Raw genomic sequence first — 16,345 nt, forward strand, 5'->3', positions numbered from 1 at the left:
AAGTCTATTCTATAGGGTACTTTTATTTTTAGCTTTATTTAAATTGAAAATACATCTACGGACTTACTAAGTTTATCAAAACTATCCTTAGAATCTCTTGCCCTTTCTTCTAATTCCCTACTTTTATCTGAAACTATTAGGGTTTTACCTGCTATATCAGTGGCTCCATGTGCCCCTTCATTAGTTGCCACAGTTACATTATTAATTACTTCTATTATATTTTTTATGGACATTAAAAGCTCATCACTAGTTGCACTAATCTCCTCTGAAACCTCTCTATAATATTCTGCATCCATGCTGTAAACTTCCCCTACCTCTACAAAACTTTCATAGTCCTTAACTACCTTTGTGTTTATAAATTCCAATATGTTCTCTGCATTACTAGAAAGTTCTTTAACAGAAAACACTACATCCTTTGTGATTTTTTGAATTTCTGTAGCAGTAGTACTAGATTCTTCAGCAAGTTTCCTAACCTCTTCTGCAACAACCGCAAATCCTCTTCCTGCCTCTCCTGCTCTTGCAGCCTCTATGGCAGCATTTAGGGCAAGTAGGTTAGTTTGACTAGTTATTTGAAGTATAGCATCTAATAGTACATTAATCTTCTCAACAGCCTTAGCCTTTTCAATAGATTTATTTAAATTTATTGAGTTTTCACTATATATTTTAAAAGTATCTGATTTAGAATCCTCTGCCTCTATTTTAAGATTATTAGCCTTTTTACTAACATCTACAGATCTTTCAGCAACTTCCTTAGCTCTTTCAGCTATACTACTTATAGAACTCTCTATTTCAAGAGAAGTTGCACTCATTTCCTCAGAAGAAGCTGCAGTCTCCTCCATACCTGCAGAAAGTTCTTGTATTGTAGCAGAAATATCATCCATATTAGTTTTAACATCTTCTACTAGAATAAATACCTCATCAGTTTTCTCCATGGAATATGAAGATTCTTCTTTTACACTCCTTACAGTGTGAACTACAGAATTTTGCATTTTGTCCATGGCTTTTGCAAGATCCCCAATTTCATCTTTTCTCTCAATATATATCTTAGATACACTTCTACTAAAATCTCCAGTTGCAAGAAGTTCTAAATATGCTACAGCTTTACCTAAAGGCTTTGATATACTATTACCAATGTATATGGAAAATAATACACTAGCTATAATAGCAATTAAAAATATACTTATAAAACTTTTAATCAAGCTTTTAAAACTTGATTGACTTTCTTTAAAAGTCTTATCTGCAAGATTAACGTTATAATTTGCAAGTTCTCTTAAACTATTCTGAAAATTATTTATTATAGCTTGAGAATTAACTATCTTATTTAAAGCCTCTTTCTTATTTCCTTTCAATGAATCAGATATAATATCTTCCCTCAGCTTGCCATACTCATCCCATGCCTTATTCATTCCACCTAGTATCTTTTTTTCTTCACTATCTATACCAGCAGCCTCTATGTTCTTAATATTTTCTGAGAAAAGTTTTTCTCGGTTCTTAATATCCTTAATCTTTTCATTTTGCAAATTACTATCCTCTGACATAACTATATATAATATATTTGCTTCAATAGCTCTTGATAGATTTCTACAATCATTTAATTCTCCTACGGAAATTAAATTTTCCTTATATATCTTCTCTAGGCTTTTGTCTGTGCTTAGTAATCCCTTATACCCAATACCACCTACCATAGTTATAACTATAGTCATAAAAAATGCTAAAACTAAAACCTTTGTTTTTACCTTAAAATTATTTAACATTAGTGCCCTCCTATTTTTCCCTATTTAAGTTTAAATATTAAAATTAACTATTTCATCACAATATATATTCGGTTAATTAAAGCAATAGTTTATATCTTTAAAAAAAATAGAATATGTGCTTATAAAAAGCACATACTATAGTTGAAAAATTTTATTTTTCTGTACATAGTATTGGTTAATTTCAATAGCTAATGGATATACTTCTAATAAAATATGAGAAAGGAGAGGTTATGTTTTATTAAGATTTTCATAACCAAGTAATAAAAATGAAAAATAGGAAAAACAATAAAACCAAGTTATTATTAGGTACATTAATGGCTACCGGTACCTTTTTAACATACCAATTAGTTAAATCTAAAAAAAATGAAGAAACTCCTATTAATTCTTTCTATGAAAACATAAAAAATAAAATTAATAAACTTAAAAATCATGGACTAGGAATAAATAAAAGTCATAAAAGAGAAACTTATATTATAAAAGATGGCTTAGGTAATAGTTTTGAGCATGTAGTTGATTCTACAGAGGAAAATTTAGATAAGGTAAAAGACTTTATAGAAGGATAATAAATAAATTTAAACCCCTAAGATGTATTTTACATCCTAGGGGTTTTCTATTTTAATAAGAAAGCCATTTATTAAGTATTACATTAACTTTTTCATTATCTTGTTTTGCAACAGATAGCATAGATTGATTATAGTCAACTAGGATTTTTTCCTTAACACTTCCCATTAGAGCTGTTGCCATATCTATATCTTCTATACCAGATAAAGATTTTGATAAATTACTTCCTAAGTTTTGAGCATTATTGTAAGAATGTTGAAGCTTATTCATACTAACTCCTAAAGTGGTTCTATGAGCAATTGACCTAGTTAAAGCCTCATCAATCTTTGCATTAGCTTCACTAGCCTTTTCCCCTGTAGTTATACTAGCATCTTTTATACCTAAAGTATTGGTTGACATTTCTTTAAGTTTAACCTCATATGTAATATATGGGGTATCCTTTATTTGAAGGATTATGCCTTTATCCCCTCCAAGAAGATTTATACCATTAAATTCTGTGTCTCTACTTATAGTGTCAATATTATCTTTTAGTTGAGAAAATTCCTTCTCTATGGCATTTCTATCCTCATCTGTTAAAGTATCATTAGAAGCTTGTACGGCCATTTCTTTCATTCTATTAAGAACTTTATCAATTTCATCCATAGCCCCCTCTGTAACTTGAATTAGTGAAATTCCATCTTGAATGTTTTTTTCAGCCATGGACATTCCTCTAATTTGCGCCTTCATACTTTCAGATATGGCAAGTCCTGCCGCATCATCTGCAGCTCTAACTATTCTTTTGCCTGTAGAAATTTTCTCTGTTAACTCACTTTTAACCCCTTTATTTTTAGTAACTCTATTAAAGGAGTTTAATGCGGATAAATTGCTACTTACTTGCACACTTACACCTCCTTGCAATATATAAATTAGGAATCCTTTCCTTAAAAATTCTATTTACATATTTTTATCGTAGGAAAAGGAGGTAAACTTTAGGGCTATCTTAATATCTGTACCTTACTGTTTTTAAATAGGATTTCTTTACTATTTAAAATCTTTTAATAATGAATGATATATTATATTTCTATATGCAATTATATCATTTATATTATGATTTATTATCATAGATACCACTCTACATCTTAATAAGATTTCTTTCACAGTTATTAAAGTATAATTTAGGGTCAGCCTTTATTAAGAGCACCATCCTTAATAATCTAAATACTCAATAAAATTATTTTAAATTATTGTAAATAAAGGTAACACATCTTTATAATCTACACAATAATCTTTTTCATCTGTCCTAATAAGTACTTCTTGTGGCAAATTAAAAAATGTATCTTTTTCAAATTCTATATTTTCCATGGTATAATCAAACAGCTTTAAAAAATCTGCATCCAATCCATGATTAGTAGACTTGAAAATTTCACCATCTACATCTTCTTCTGTTACTTCATTATAATCACATTGTCTTATTTTGCTACAAAAATTTTTCTTTTCAACATTACTTATTAAATTATCGGTAACTCCGTGGTAGGATATTATTTTACAATTATTTTCAAAATCAGAATACAAATAATTTAATTCTAAAATTTTATTATTTAAATTTAATCTTCGTGCTAAATATTCAAATTCAACATTTAAAGTTAACTTATCAATAAAATAATAACAAATTCTATTATATATTAAATATTGAGGATACAACCATGATGAATTATCTACTATACATGAAAATAAAGTAGGGCAAAACCTGTTGCATAAATAACTTAAATAAGCCCCTTGTGAGTGACCATATATAATAACTTTTTTTGTATTAAATTCATACCCATTTTCATACAGTATAGACATCACCTTTAATACAGCGACTATATTATCTAGAGCCTGCATTATTCCCATGTCATTAAAATTATATAAACTCTCATTAGATAAGCTTTCTTTAGCATTTAAAGTTATAGTATACTTTTTTCCTATTTCTATTAATTTATTAAAATCCAGCTTATTTTCATTGTAAATTTCTTTTATTTCATCATTTGAAAAAAACTTACTTAACTCTTTTTTATCTATTTCCGGTATGTTAATATTTTTACTGCTTTGCATAAATTCATAACCAAAGTAATCAGATTGTATTGTAACTAAATTGTATTTATCAGCAAATTCCTCTCTCATTTTTTTATAGACATTAGAAATAGCATTTCCACCATATCCTGCAATAAATAACAAAATCCCTGTTTCTTCATTTATACCTAATTCTGGTTCTGAAAAATATATATTAGCTTTTCTACAACTATATGCGTTATCATTTAACGCATTAGAATATATACTATTATGCATATATTCTGATATTTCATAGTTTATAGCCATAAAAACACCCACTCTCCTATTATTCTATGTGTTATTAAAAATCAGTTCTTTATTACATTTCGAATCTACCCTTATTTTTTATTTTGATTTAAAATCTTTTTACATCTATCTAAATTATATTCCGTAAAGGCTTTCTTAAGTTCCTTAAAATCTTCTTTTATTTTTTTAATATCTTTTGTTGCATCAACAGCATTTTTATCTTTTATTTTTGTTGAAGTATTTTCTATACTATTTAAAGCACTTATGCAATCATCTATTAAATCTGATATCTCTTCTCTTTTATCCTTATTATCTATATTATTTTTTAAATAACTTGTAGCTTCATCTAAAGTACTCCAAATATCTGCTATTCTATTTTTAACTTCTTCTTTGTTTTGAAGATTTTTATTAGGGTTTACATTGGGATTATTTTTCTGCTTCATAAAAGCTTTTTCTTTATTCATATACCTCCTTGCGCTGTTAAAATTTCTAATTTTAACAGCTACAGAAGTAAAAAAGAAAATTAAAGAAAATATAAACGCTATTTTTTGTTTGTTTGAAAGGTTTTTCATTTGAATTTCACCTTCTATAATAAAAATACAATTTAGACCTTTGATTTCTTTAGATCAATTTTCTTTAATTATTTTTTAACTAGTATTTAATTAATGAATTCAAACGCCTATTTCCATTAGTCATATGTAATAAGTTTCTATTTACGCTATGATTCATTCCGAACCTCAATTACCAACTTTTGTAACCAATCTTTTTAAACATAAAAGTGAATATCTATCATTTAACAATTAAACACTAATTATTATTTATATAAAAACAAATAATTTCTTTATACCTTTTAATAGTTACAAATCCCTCTAGTTCATTCTTTTTATTTTTTTCAATTAGACAAATATCATCTAACTTACCTAAAACCGATTTTTAGCCCAAATTTTGTAAAACTCCTTGGTTTTTTTAGCACCTAATATATTAAATCTACTATTAACAAAAACTTGGATAGCTATATTTTCAATATAAGTTATATTTTTCTTATTAGCTATAATATGTTTTTTTAATGTCCTCTTATTTGAATCTAAATTAATATAATAAGTTATATTTAAATCAATAAATTTAAATTCTCTAGCTTCCTAATATCTTCTGTTTTATTAATATTAATTTGTGAACGATTAGCTTCTAAACGGTTATAATATAGCCAGACTCCTTCATCAAAGTGAAGAATTTTTAATTTATCCATTTGCTTGTTACAAAAAACAAATAATGCTTTATCAAAAGGATCTAACTTAAATTGATTTTGCACTATCATAACTAATCCATCAATACTTTTTCTTAAATCTGTGTAGCCGCAGGCAAGATAGACTTTTTCTACCTTATCTATATTTAACATCTTAGAATTAACTCCTTAATTATTGCTGTTATTAAAGTAGCTTCGCTAACAGGAATAAGTATATTAGCATTGCCTACATTAATTTTCACTTCTTTTAATGTGGATTTATCTTCTTTAATATTATCAATTTTACTATTCAAAGAAATAGCCTGAAAAATAGTTTCTTTACTTTCATTACTTTCATTTACTTTTTCTACCCTTTTTTTATGGTAATAAAATTGACTCTTATTAAGGTTATTTTCAGCACAGAAATCTTTCACTGTTATTGTATCTTTAACAGAGTTAAATTTATTTAAATATTCCTCCCAGGTATCATTATCTAATTTTCTATACATAAGTAAACCTCCCATTGATAATCTTTTACTTAAGTTTATCAATTAGAGGATATGTTTTCTAGATACTTAATTTTTTACGCTTACGGCATGTTAGCGACTTTCACCCATTAGATTGTGCCCATGCTGGGCACATAAAAAAAGCTCTGGTAAATTACCAAAGCTAAAGAGTTTGTTCTAAATTAATACAAAAAACTTTTGCATATTTTACCCTTAATCAAGATATATCAAGCCCATAACATTTATAGACCTTTTTTAAGAATTTAAAATATTCATAATACCACTCCTTCTCCTATATAAACTTCCAATATTGAGTTATAACTTTGTAAATTATACTTGTATATACAATTCTTCTAATATACCTTTTATTCTTTTTACACCATTGCCATCTATTAAATTTCTACCCAATTTACTTTTTCTTTGCCTCATATTCTTATCATTTATAATTTTATTTAACTGAAATAAAAATTTCTCCTTATTAAGTTGTTTATACCATCCTAAATTATCGACAATATCCATATCATGAAACTTTGTACCTATTCCAATTTGGTTATCTGCTATAATAATGCCTAAAGTGGGTACTCCAGAACTTGAAAGTTCGTACAATGTACTTCCACAAGCTGATATGGCTAAATCACACTTTTGCATTAGTTCAAACATATTTGCATTAAAATATAATTTTATATTGTTTTTTTCATATTTTTTTAAATTAGATATATTATTAAATGAGGGTCCAACAACTACATGGAACTTAAAATCTAGTTTTTGAACATAGGATAATATCCTTCCAGTTACATCATTAGGATCAGCCCCACCTACTGTTATTAATATATCTTCCACTTTATCTCCTATAAGTTTTTCAGGTAAATTTCTAAACTCTTTCCTAATCATAGTATATTCAGGTCCCAAAAGTAACTTTGTATTATGATTTACCTTATAATTTAAATCTCTTGCATTTATATTTTGATTTATTAAAACATCTATATTAAAATAATGCTTATTCATATCATCTATATAAACAGTATGTTTAAACATTTTCTTAGTTTCATTAAAATAAATTTCATCCACATCATAACTATCCGTAATAAGAATATCTGCTTTTATGTTGCTTAATTCTTCTAAAATATTATTTTCCTTAATTTCCTTAGCAGGAAAACCTGAATCCCTAATTCTATCTACACCTGGATTATATATAGCTGAAAATTTTTTATCGTGCTTACATATATAAAAAACTTCATTATTTTTGCATAACTCCTTAGCCAAAACTAATGTTCTCATAACATGTCCCATACCAATTTTAGAACCGCCATCTGCTCTTATTCCTATTTTCACAATACTCACCTATTTTATTATTCTTATAACTTCAAATGCTTCTGCATATTTTCTACTTATTACACTTCCCCACTTTAAGGCGGAATGCTTCAAATTTTCATTAGACCTAGGATGTGGAAATTCTCTTAATTCACTTTGATAACATTCCATAGCCTTTAACTTTTCATCCAAAGTTTCTGTTACATCAATAAAGTAATTTGGGTTAAAATTAGTATTATTATTAAAATTCCATTCTGTAGAAGAAACTGTTTCAAATGCGTATATTTCCTTTACATACTCTTCTCCAATAGGTCGGGTAGCCGTTAATACCGCTTCAAAGGTTATCTTATGATCTATATTTAAATCTCCACCAAAATGAGTGTATATTATATCTGGTTTTATTTTTTCTATATATTTTTCTATAATTTTCACTATATCTAATAATGGAATTGAGTCAAATCTATTATCAGGTAAACTTTCTATATATACATTTTTATATCCAACAAATTCTGCTGATTTATAGGTATCTTCATGAAGTTCTTCTACCCTATGACTCTCAGCCAATTCCCTCTTATCATATCTTGAAGTCATTCCCTCCCCCAAGATTATACCAAAACATTCATCACCATCTTTTGTATGTTTTAAAACAGTTCCTCCTACACCTAATATCTCATCATCAGGATGAGCTGCTATTACTAGTATTTTTTTCATATTAATCATCCTCATCACATATTATTTCTACATCAGCAATTATTTTGTTACTTTTTAAACTAGCCCTTGAAAACTCAAGCTTATATTTTCCGAACTGAATAAAAGCTTTTGGATATCCTTCTCCATCCAACATTCTTATATAATCATATATTGTGTTAAAATCAAACTCCGTAAGAATTTCGCTCTGAGAAGATTTTCGTCTTTTAAATTCTATAACTTCACCCTTTTGTTTTTCAGGAATTATTTTATTGTTAATAATTTCAGGTATCATTTCATTAAAAATAATTTCAGAAGCACGCATTAATATTTCATCAGCAGTACCATTCAAATTAAGTTTTCTCTTAAAATAAATATCCCCTGTATCAATTCCCTCATTAACTTTAATAGCTGATATCTTAGTTTCCTTTAAACCTCTTTCTATTAAATTCTGTAACGGACTTCCACCCCTACCAAAAGGCAAGTCTGTCATATGAAAAACTATGCAGTTAAAATTTCTATATAACTTACTTTCTATTATCCATGACCAATGAGGAAAGAAAATGTAATCTGGATTTATATCATATATTTTTTCGTATGTTAAATCATTTTTATTTGTAATAATAAATATATCATGTAAATGTTCATTATTTCTTTTAAAATTATTAGCCTGTTTTATATTCCATGATTTAATAGTAGCTATTACAATTTTCATATTAAATTACCTGATTCCATGAAAGTGGTGTTCCCCTTTTTATATCACAAGCTGATACTTTTCCAATTACACTATCATAATATTTAGGTTTTAAGCCATCCCCTGGTCTTATGATTCTTATATTTTTATCTGTAAAATTTTCACCCTTCTTTATATCCTCTACAACAAAAATAGATCTTCTAAAGATTTTACTTTCAACTTCTTTACTAGATAAACTATAATCCACTTTTCCTATAGCTCTTTCCGCTGCCCTAATATCCTCTACCATTTTTTTAAACTCTAATGGCTCCATGGAAAAAGAAGCATCTGGATTTTCTATTTTTCGACTTAAACAAAAATGTTTTTCTATAACTTTAGCTCCCATAGCCACCGCTGTAACTGCAGCTATAGATCCTAAAGAATGATCTGATAATCCAACTAATACTCCAAAAGTGTCTTTTAAATTTTTCATAGTCATTAAATTCATATCATCTGCTATAGCTGGATATGCACTAGAGCACTTTAATAAACATAATTTATCATTTCCTTGTGACTTAACTGCATTTATAGCATCCTCAATGTCACCTAATGTGCCCATACCTGTAGACATAATAATAGGCTTATTCTTAGATGCTATATATTTTATTAGTGGGATATCAACTAATTCAAAGGAGGCGATTTTATAAAAATTTACATTAATACTTTCTAAAAAATCTACTGAAGTTTTATCAAATGGAGTAGACAAAAAATCTATTCCTATTTTTTCTGCTTCCTTTTTTAATCCTTCTTGCCACTCCCAAGGAGTATATGCCTTTTCATATAACTTATATAAATTTTCGCCCCTCCATGTACCTTTTTTAATAGAAAAATATTCATTGTCACAGTTAATAGTCATGGTATCTGGAGTGTATGTTTGAATTTTGATGCAATCAGCACCAGATTCTTTTGCAGCTCTTATTATTTCTATAGCTCTCTCATAGCTTCCAGCATGATTTGCTGACATTTCAGCAATTATATAACAAGGTTCATTATCTCCAATAACTCTTCCCTTAATATTTATTTTACTATACATAACTAGTCCTCCTTGTATATTTTTAAAATATACTTTTTACCATTAAGCATAAAATAAGCTGGATATCTTTCATTATCTATAACTCTAAGTAAATTAAATTGTTCTTTAATGGTTTTATCATATATTAATCTTTAAATTATATTAACCATCTATAATATTAAGTTTATTACCAAAAATTTTTCTATATTCAACATAGTCTTTTTTAATATATTTTTCATAACCATTTTTTTCAAAACATCTCTGTGAAGAAATATTATCACTTTTAACATACCCTATTAATATATTTATTTTGAATTTACTTTTTATTATTTCCTGTTCTAGTAAATATAATATTTTAGTACCATAACCTCCTCCTCTATATTTTTTATCAATACTATAAGTAATTAAGCACTTTAAATCCTTAATGTCTATTCTAACTTGTCCAACAGGTTTCTCATCTTCTTCTAATATAAATATATAAGTATTATGTGAGTTTAATTTTCTCTTAAACCATATTAAGTGCTCCTCATATTTAATACTATTAGTATTAAAAGAATTATTTCTGACATCTTCATCATTTACCCATTTGAATAATAAAACACAGTCATCTATAATTGCTTTTCTTAATTTTATATTCATTTTTAAAATCCTCTTTTAATATATATTTATATATTTAAAATAACTATTAACATTTATATTTGTTTTTGGGACACTTCCTTATTTATACTATATAATTCAGGAACTATGTCATATAAGTTTAACATATCCTCAAGTTTAAACTCTAAACCTTTATTGGGATATAATAATTTATATATTTTATTAATAAGCTCAAAATCCTCTTCAGTATCTAATGTCCATCTTAATTCTGAATAATCTATATCGTTCTTATAATAATACAACCTAAAAATATTACTGTTATCCCATATATATGGAGTAACGTGTTCCCTATCTCTCTCTAAATTAGATTCTTTAAATGCTTTTTCTAAAGCTTTAAAGCTAAATACTTCTGTGTCTAATCCCCTTGGATAGGTTCTTTCTATGGTATTACTTACATAATCATATTTATCTATATTATCTAAATAACACTGTATTATTTTTTCACTAACCGCCCAATCAATAAGAGGGCAATCACTAGTAACTCTGACTATTGCATCAGCATTATATTTTTTAGCTGCATAATAATATCTAGATAGAACATCTTCTTCAGAACCTCTAAAATATTTTGCATTTAATCTTTCTGATTCCTCTACTATAGCATTATCCTTCTCAAGAGTGGTAGTTGCTATCACAATTTCATCTATATTATTAATTTTTTTTAATCTGTTAATATCATGTTCTAATACTGTTTTTCCACATATTTTTTTTAATACCTTACCTGGTAATCTTGTAGACCCCATTCTAGCTTGCATAATGCATACTACTTTCATAAACTCACCACTTTCCAAATAAATAATATATATTAATCTATATATTATTACTTTTTAGAATCCTAATTTTGATATTTCTTCTCTTAATTTTTCTATGGTAAGCCACTCACAATTACTTTCTGAATTATACTCGAAACCTTCTTCTATTAATTTTCCACCTGATGTAAAGTACTTTTCTGTATTCCACCAATCAAAATGTGGATATACTATATAATGCTTAGGATATTCATAGGTATATCTTGAATCATCCTTTGTTACCATTACTTCATGAAGTTTTTCCCCTTCTCTTATACCTACTTCCTTTAATTTGCAGTTTGGAAGCATAGCCTCAGCTAAATCAGTAATTTTAAATGAAGGTATTTTAGATATGTAAGTTTCTCCACCTTTAGATTCTTCTAAAGCTTTAAATACTAAATCTACTCCCTGTTCTAGAGTAATCCAAAATCTAGTCATTCTAAAATCTGTTATTGGAAGCTCTGTAACTCCACCTTCTATTAAAGATTTAAAAAACGGAATTACAGATCCCCTACTGCCAGCTACATTTCCATATCTAACTACTGAAAATATAGTTCCATCTTCTCCTGAATATGCATTAGCAGCAATAAAAAGCTTATCTGATACTAATTTTGTTCCACCATATAAATTTATTGGATTTACTGCCTTATCTGTAGATAGAGCAACAACTTTTTTAACATCTCTATCTAGTGCTGCATCTATTATATTTTGAGCACCATCTATATTAGTTTTTATGGCTTCAAAAGGATTATACTCGCAAGCTGGAACTTGTTTCATAGCAGCTGCATGTATAACATAATCAACTCCATTAAATGCCCTATATAATCTATCCTTATCCCTTACATCACCTATAAAAAACCTTAGTTTATCTATTTTATCTGGATACTTTAATAAAAATTCTTTTTTCATTAAATCTTGTTTAAATTCATCTCTTGAATATATTATTATTTTTTTAGGATTATATCTTTTAAGAACCATTTCCGTAAACATCTTTCCAAAAGAACCTGTACCACCAGTTACTAATATAATTTTTTCATTTAACATAAATATTTTTCCTCCTTATCTAGTCTGAAATAAAAAGCACATGATACTACATAATAAAAGTTATACGCTTTATATTGTTATTGTTAAATCGTAGGTAATGATAAGATTATTCATAGATTAATATTAAATATTAGACTGAATTTCTTCTAAAAATTCATATATTTCATATTTAAATAAATCTCCCACTAGTATATAATCTTCATTTTCTATGGCTTCTACTACTTCTTTTAATAGATCATTTAATCTACCTATATTTAGATCTTTTTCATGCATATCTTTGGTTAAAACTAAAACCTGAGATAACCATTCTGTTCCCTCTGCGAAATCTATTATTAAACCAAAAGCTTCACTTTCTTTACCTTCAGAAATATAATTAAATATACTATCAATCGCTTCTTTTAAATTGTTTATATAGTTTGTTGCCGTTTCTAAAACGTCTAATTTTTGTTCCATTACACTTCTTCCTCCTTTAGACTTTTTATTCCCTCTTTTAAAATAGGCATAAATTCCTTTGTTTTATCCTTTATTCCCTTGTATAGAGTTCTACTTTTTTTTGCAATCTTTATGTCCTTTTCTTTTGCACTATCTTTAGAATTTAGCATATATTCAGGATTACATAGTACATTTTCTATAACTTCAAATAATAATGAATTTATAAGTAAAATCCTTTCCCTGTTTTCCTTTATATAATCATCTATTTTATCTAACTTTTCATTTGTTTTATTTATATTAATATTTTTATTTTGAGTAAAAGCTACATACATATTATTAGAATAATCTAATGCCCTTTCTGATTTTTCATGTATTTCTTTTAATATTTTTTTACTTTCTTCTAAATATTTTATTATCATCTCTTTTTTTACAATAATATGGTTACTTAATATATATTGTATCTTTTCCTTTTCTATTTTTTCTTTTCCATATACTTCTATGGTTTTACTTAATGGTTGAACTTTAGTTCCTTCCATATTCGCCCCACCTTCAGTACTATTTATAAACCTTATATTGCTATAGCTTCCTATTATTTCTTCCATATTAACTCTATAAGCATTTAATTTTCTATCTGTTTTTACTAAATTACCAAAAACATCCTTAACCTTTATAAAATCTATTTTATCATCCACTTTATTATTCTCTTTAAATACAGAAGAATCTGCATGAAGTTTTTCTTCTGTATAAGCAAAATCTTGACCTATAAACGTAATAGGACTGCATCCCATGTAAGCTGCAAAAGATGTACAAGTATGAGCTACTGAACCTCCTACCATTAATCCATCCACATTATATTCTAATATAATAGATGTCAATGGATTCTCCGAAAATAACACCTTAGAACCTTTATGCAGGTTCATAGCCTGGTAACTAGTATTTTCATAAAAAACTAATGGGATTTTATACTCTAAATATTCTTCTATAAATCTACAATTAAATTCTATTGGATCTACCATACATATAAAATCAGGAATTATATTATTTTTGATTAATGTACCTAAGCTTCTAGCCCCTGTTATTATTATAAAATTATCTTGAACTGCTTTTAATTTATGCACATTTTTTTCTAATGATGGTCCTGCTGAAACCACTATGGCAGGTTTGCCTTTCAATTCATTTTTAAAATAATTTATAGGGGTAGCTTCCACTATATGTTTTAAATTATTTATAAAAGCTTTTGTAAAGGTTTCTGAAAAATGCTTTGTTGTAGCATTGTCCATTAATGAATTTTCCATAATTAATTTTAAATCATTAAAAATATCTAAAAATTCTTCACTGTAAATCTTATCATAATTAGAAAACACTTTGAATTTTATATTATTTTTTACACTTGTAGCATCTATGTTATGACTAAATAAATCTCTTATTACTGATTTTTTATATAAACATAAAGCTATTCTATCATCATTTATTATACTTTCTGCAGATTCTACTTCTAAAAACTTATTTAACACATTTATATCTGGCTCTACGATTAAAACTTTATTATTTTCTTCTAAGTTATTTAAAAGTTCCTTTATATGCTCTCCTGAACCTAATCCAAAAACCACTATTATACTTGAAGGATTTATATTCTCTAAATCTTCTAAAAATTTATCTATGTCCCTTTGAACATTATATTTACTTCCTAAATATATGCTTTTTCCTTCTTTATTTATTCTTATTACATATTTATTATCTTTACTTTTTTCTAAAGAATATTTTTTATTTATATCTTTAAATTCCTCTAAAACCCCTAAAGTTTTTTTTGTGAAATTATCCATAATCCACCTCAAATTAATTTCTTTTTTATAATTATATATCGTAATTTTATAGTATAACTTTAATATAAGCAATAATTTGTTTTAAATTAAAGTCACAGTTTTACTTTAAAATTTTTCCTCAAAGCATATTAAATTTTATAACTAAATTCAAAAAGCCAGAAAATAAAATTCTCTGACTCTTTTGAAGATACTATAAAAATCATTCTAATTAACAGGAAACTAGACTCCCTTTAATTATGAACTCAACTTTCGCACTTATAGTATAAAAAATAGAAGAACATTCCTCCATTTGGTATAATTGAATCACGACAAACAACAACCAAGAAAGTAATATTCTCCATGAATACAACTATACCATATACTGGAAAAAAGTTTAATTCCACTATAAATAGATTTTTCAAAAATAATAAGATTAATTCTCTTTTAAGAGAATCTAATTTCCGTAAGGAAAAAGGGCTTTCATGTATAATGATTTTTAAATTTATTTTTATGCTAATATTTACTGGTAAAAATCTATTTAGAACGTTGGACTCTAGCAATACAAAAGTAGATTTTTGAATTCTACTAGCTATAACTGGAGAAAATTTTTGATCTTATTATAGTCTTCAATAATTAAAGATAAAGTTGATCTATTGACAACTAATGATAGATTTAATGTACTTATCATCGATGATTCATTTTACACTAGAGCAAGAAGTAAATCAGTGGAATTGCTAGCAAACGTATTTGATCATGTTGATAGAAAGTATAAAAAAGGTTTCAGACTGCTAACCTTAGGCTAGTCTGGTGGAAATACATCCTTACCCTTAGCTTTTACTTTACTGAGTTCAGAGAAAGAAAATAATCGTATCTGCTCTATTAAACATTCAGTAGATAAAAGATCTAATGGATATAAAACCAGAGAAGAATCCGTAAAAAAATCTCCTGATGTATGATTGACTTATTAAAACAAGCAGCAGCTTATGCACTGTCAGCAAGTTATGTTTTACTTGATAGCTAGTTTACTTACTCAAAAATATTAATCAACACACTTAATTTAAATCTTCATACAATAGCAATTGTTAAAGCAATGCCCAAAATTTTTTATACCTATGAAGGTAAAAAGTATAATCTCAAATCATTGTATTCTGACATAAAGAAAAAACATGGTAAGGCTAAAGTTAAAGCTTCTGTAATCGCACAGCTTGGTGAAGATGAATAGGATATGCCTATAATGACAAAAATAGCGTTTGTAAATAATAGAATTAACTCTATAAAATACCTAGCACTAATTTCTACAGATACAACATTAACAGATGAAGAAACAATAAGAATCTACGGTAAATGCTGGGTTATAGAAGCATTTTTCAAAATATCTACATTACCTAGTTTTATCGTAAGCGTAAAAAATTAAGTATCTAGAAAACATATCCTCTCATTGATAAACTTAAGTAAAAGATTATCAATGGGAGGTTTACTTATGTATAGAAAATTAGATAATGATACCTGGGAGGAATATTTAA

General features: G+C 26.9%; 18 protein-coding genes. 3 read left to right on the forward strand and 15 right to left on the reverse strand.

Going from position 1 to position 16,345, the window contains the following annotated elements; all coding sequences use genetic code 11:
- Window positions 1–38 precede the first annotated feature (38 nt).
- Window positions 39–1,754, reverse strand: a complete 1,716-nt coding sequence (locus FNZ64_RS09695; protein WP_142414601.1) for a methyl-accepting chemotaxis protein — start codon at window positions 1,752–1,754, stop codon at window positions 39–41.
- Window positions 1,755–2,020: 266 nt separating this feature from the next.
- On the opposite strand from FNZ64_RS09695, the gene FNZ64_RS09700 reads away from it, so the two are divergent.
- Entirely contained in the window at window positions 2,021–2,317 is a 297-nt protein-coding gene (locus FNZ64_RS09700; RefSeq protein ID WP_142414602.1) for a hypothetical protein, read from the forward strand.
- Window positions 2,318–2,369: 52 nt separating this feature from the next.
- On the opposite strand, the gene FNZ64_RS09705 is transcribed toward FNZ64_RS09700, so the two are convergent.
- The 14 genes from FNZ64_RS09705 to FNZ64_RS09770 form a co-directional block, all read right to left on the reverse strand.
- The gene (locus tag FNZ64_RS09705) at window positions 2,370–3,194 is read right to left on the reverse strand and encodes a flagellin (protein WP_142414603.1); all 825 of its coding nucleotides are present in this window, start codon (window positions 3,192–3,194) and stop codon (window positions 2,370–2,372) included.
- A 336-nt stretch (window positions 3,195–3,530) separates the two neighbouring features.
- Window positions 3,531–4,652, reverse strand: coding sequence for a DUF2920 family protein (locus FNZ64_RS09710; RefSeq protein WP_142414604.1), 1,122 nt, complete (start codon window positions 4,650–4,652; stop codon window positions 3,531–3,533).
- Window positions 4,653–4,723: 71 nt separating this feature from the next.
- Entirely contained in the window at window positions 4,724–5,095 is a 372-nt protein-coding gene (locus FNZ64_RS09715; RefSeq protein ID WP_142414605.1) for a DUF8042 domain-containing protein, read from the reverse strand.
- A gap of 644 nt (window positions 5,096–5,739) precedes the next feature.
- Window positions 5,740–6,027, reverse strand: coding sequence for an IS66 family insertion sequence element accessory protein TnpB (tnpB, locus tag FNZ64_RS09720; RefSeq protein ID WP_142414606.1), 288 nt, complete (start codon window positions 6,025–6,027; stop codon window positions 5,740–5,742).
- On the reverse strand, window positions 6,021–6,362 hold the full coding sequence (gene tnpA, locus FNZ64_RS09725) for an IS66 family insertion sequence element accessory protein TnpA (RefSeq protein ID WP_142413604.1): 342 nt from the start codon (window positions 6,360–6,362) through the stop codon (window positions 6,021–6,023). The genes tnpB and tnpA overlap by 7 nt, the downstream gene beginning before the upstream one ends.
- A gap of 327 nt (window positions 6,363–6,689) precedes the next feature.
- Window positions 6,690–7,691, reverse strand: coding sequence for a UDP-2,4-diacetamido-2,4,6-trideoxy-beta-L-altropyranose hydrolase (pseG, locus tag FNZ64_RS09730; RefSeq protein ID WP_142414607.1), 1,002 nt, complete (start codon window positions 7,689–7,691; stop codon window positions 6,690–6,692).
- A gap of 9 nt (window positions 7,692–7,700) precedes the next feature.
- A complete protein-coding gene (locus tag FNZ64_RS09735; protein WP_142414608.1) occupies window positions 7,701–8,381 on the reverse strand; it encodes a PIG-L deacetylase family protein in 681 nt (226 codons plus the stop codon).
- Between the two features lies 1 nt (window position 8,382).
- Window positions 8,383–9,072, reverse strand: coding sequence for a formyl transferase (locus tag FNZ64_RS09740; RefSeq protein WP_142414609.1), 690 nt, complete (start codon window positions 9,070–9,072; stop codon window positions 8,383–8,385).
- 1 nt (window position 9,073) lies between these two features.
- On the reverse strand, window positions 9,074–10,123 hold the full coding sequence (gene pseI / locus FNZ64_RS09745; RefSeq protein ID WP_142414610.1) for a pseudaminic acid synthase: 1,050 nt from the start codon (window positions 10,121–10,123) through the stop codon (window positions 9,074–9,076).
- Window positions 10,124–10,264: 141 nt separating this feature from the next.
- On the reverse strand, window positions 10,265–10,741 hold the full coding sequence (locus tag FNZ64_RS09750) for a GNAT family N-acetyltransferase (RefSeq protein ID WP_142414611.1): 477 nt from the start codon (window positions 10,739–10,741) through the stop codon (window positions 10,265–10,267).
- Between the two features lie 53 nt (window positions 10,742–10,794).
- Window positions 10,795–11,529: a cytidylyltransferase domain-containing protein gene (locus FNZ64_RS09755; protein WP_142414612.1), complete on the reverse strand. Its 735-nt coding sequence runs from the start codon at window positions 11,527–11,529 to the stop codon at window positions 10,795–10,797.
- Window positions 11,530–11,583: 54 nt separating this feature from the next.
- Window positions 11,584–12,588, reverse strand: coding sequence for a UDP-N-acetylglucosamine 4,6-dehydratase (inverting) (gene pseB, locus FNZ64_RS09760; RefSeq protein WP_142414613.1), 1,005 nt, complete (start codon window positions 12,586–12,588; stop codon window positions 11,584–11,586).
- Window positions 12,589–12,711: 123 nt separating this feature from the next.
- On the reverse strand, window positions 12,712–13,041 hold the full coding sequence (locus FNZ64_RS09765; protein WP_142414614.1) for a DUF8042 domain-containing protein: 330 nt from the start codon (window positions 13,039–13,041) through the stop codon (window positions 12,712–12,714).
- Complete coding sequence (locus tag FNZ64_RS09770) at window positions 13,041–14,843, reverse strand: motility associated factor glycosyltransferase family protein (protein ID WP_142414615.1); 1,803 nt, start codon at window positions 14,841–14,843, stop codon at window positions 13,041–13,043. The genes FNZ64_RS09765 and FNZ64_RS09770 overlap by 1 nt, the downstream gene beginning before the upstream one ends.
- A 1,069-nt stretch (window positions 14,844–15,912) precedes the next feature.
- Between FNZ64_RS09770 and FNZ64_RS15030 the strand changes: the two genes are divergently transcribed.
- Both FNZ64_RS15030 and FNZ64_RS09775 read left to right on the forward strand, forming a co-directional pair.
- Window positions 15,913–16,044 (forward strand): hypothetical protein, encoded by a 132-nt coding sequence (locus FNZ64_RS15030; protein WP_279233270.1) that lies wholly within the window; start codon window positions 15,913–15,915, stop codon window positions 16,042–16,044.
- Between the two features lie 12 nt (window positions 16,045–16,056).
- Complete coding sequence (locus tag FNZ64_RS09775) at window positions 16,057–16,236, forward strand: hypothetical protein (protein WP_142414616.1); 180 nt, start codon at window positions 16,057–16,059, stop codon at window positions 16,234–16,236.
- Window positions 16,237–16,345 lie beyond the last annotated feature (109 nt).

This window comes from Hathewaya massiliensis (assembly GCF_902143515.1).
In the GTDB taxonomy this organism is placed as follows: domain Bacteria; phylum Bacillota; class Clostridia; order Clostridiales; family Clostridiaceae; genus Hathewaya; species Hathewaya massiliensis.

Coding starts and splice junctions, on each gene's coding strand:
- FNZ64_RS09695 (WP_142414601.1), bottom strand. CDS start 1,754: ATGTTAAATAATTTTAAGGTAAAAACAAAGGTTTTAGTTTTAGCATTT.
- FNZ64_RS09700 (WP_142414602.1), top strand. CDS start 2,021: ATGAAAAATAGGAAAAACAATAAAACCAAGTTATTATTAGGTACATTA.
- FNZ64_RS09710 (WP_142414604.1), bottom strand. CDS start 4,652: ATGGCTATAAACTATGAAATATCAGAATATATGCATAATAGTATATAT.
- FNZ64_RS09715 (WP_142414605.1), bottom strand. CDS start 5,095: ATGAATAAAGAAAAAGCTTTTATGAAGCAGAAAAATAATCCCAATGTA.
- tnpB (WP_142414606.1), bottom strand. CDS start 6,027: ATGTTAAATATAGATAAGGTAGAAAAAGTCTATCTTGCCTGCGGCTAC.
- tnpA (WP_142413604.1), bottom strand. CDS start 6,362: ATGTATAGAAAATTAGATAATGATACCTGGGAGGAATATTTAAATAAA.
- FNZ64_RS09735 (WP_142414608.1), bottom strand. CDS start 8,381: ATGAAAAAAATACTAGTAATAGCAGCTCATCCTGATGATGAGATATTA.
- FNZ64_RS09740 (WP_142414609.1), bottom strand. CDS start 9,072: ATGAAAATTGTAATAGCTACTATTAAATCATGGAATATAAAACAGGCT.
- pseI (WP_142414610.1), bottom strand. CDS start 10,123: ATGTATAGTAAAATAAATATTAAGGGAAGAGTTATTGGAGATAATGAA.
- FNZ64_RS09750 (WP_142414611.1), bottom strand. CDS start 10,741: ATGAATATAAAATTAAGAAAAGCAATTATAGATGACTGTGTTTTATTA.
- FNZ64_RS09755 (WP_142414612.1), bottom strand. CDS start 11,529: ATGAAAGTAGTATGCATTATGCAAGCTAGAATGGGGTCTACAAGATTA.
- pseB (WP_142414613.1), bottom strand. CDS start 12,588: ATGTTAAATGAAAAAATTATATTAGTAACTGGTGGTACAGGTTCTTTT.
- FNZ64_RS09765 (WP_142414614.1), bottom strand. CDS start 13,041: ATGGAACAAAAATTAGACGTTTTAGAAACGGCAACAAACTATATAAAC.
- FNZ64_RS09770 (WP_142414615.1), bottom strand. CDS start 14,843: ATGGATAATTTCACAAAAAAAACTTTAGGGGTTTTAGAGGAATTTAAA.
- FNZ64_RS15030 (WP_279233270.1), top strand. CDS start 15,913: ATGCCCAAAATTTTTTATACCTATGAAGGTAAAAAGTATAATCTCAAA.
- FNZ64_RS09775 (WP_142414616.1), top strand. CDS start 16,057: ATGACAAAAATAGCGTTTGTAAATAATAGAATTAACTCTATAAAATAC.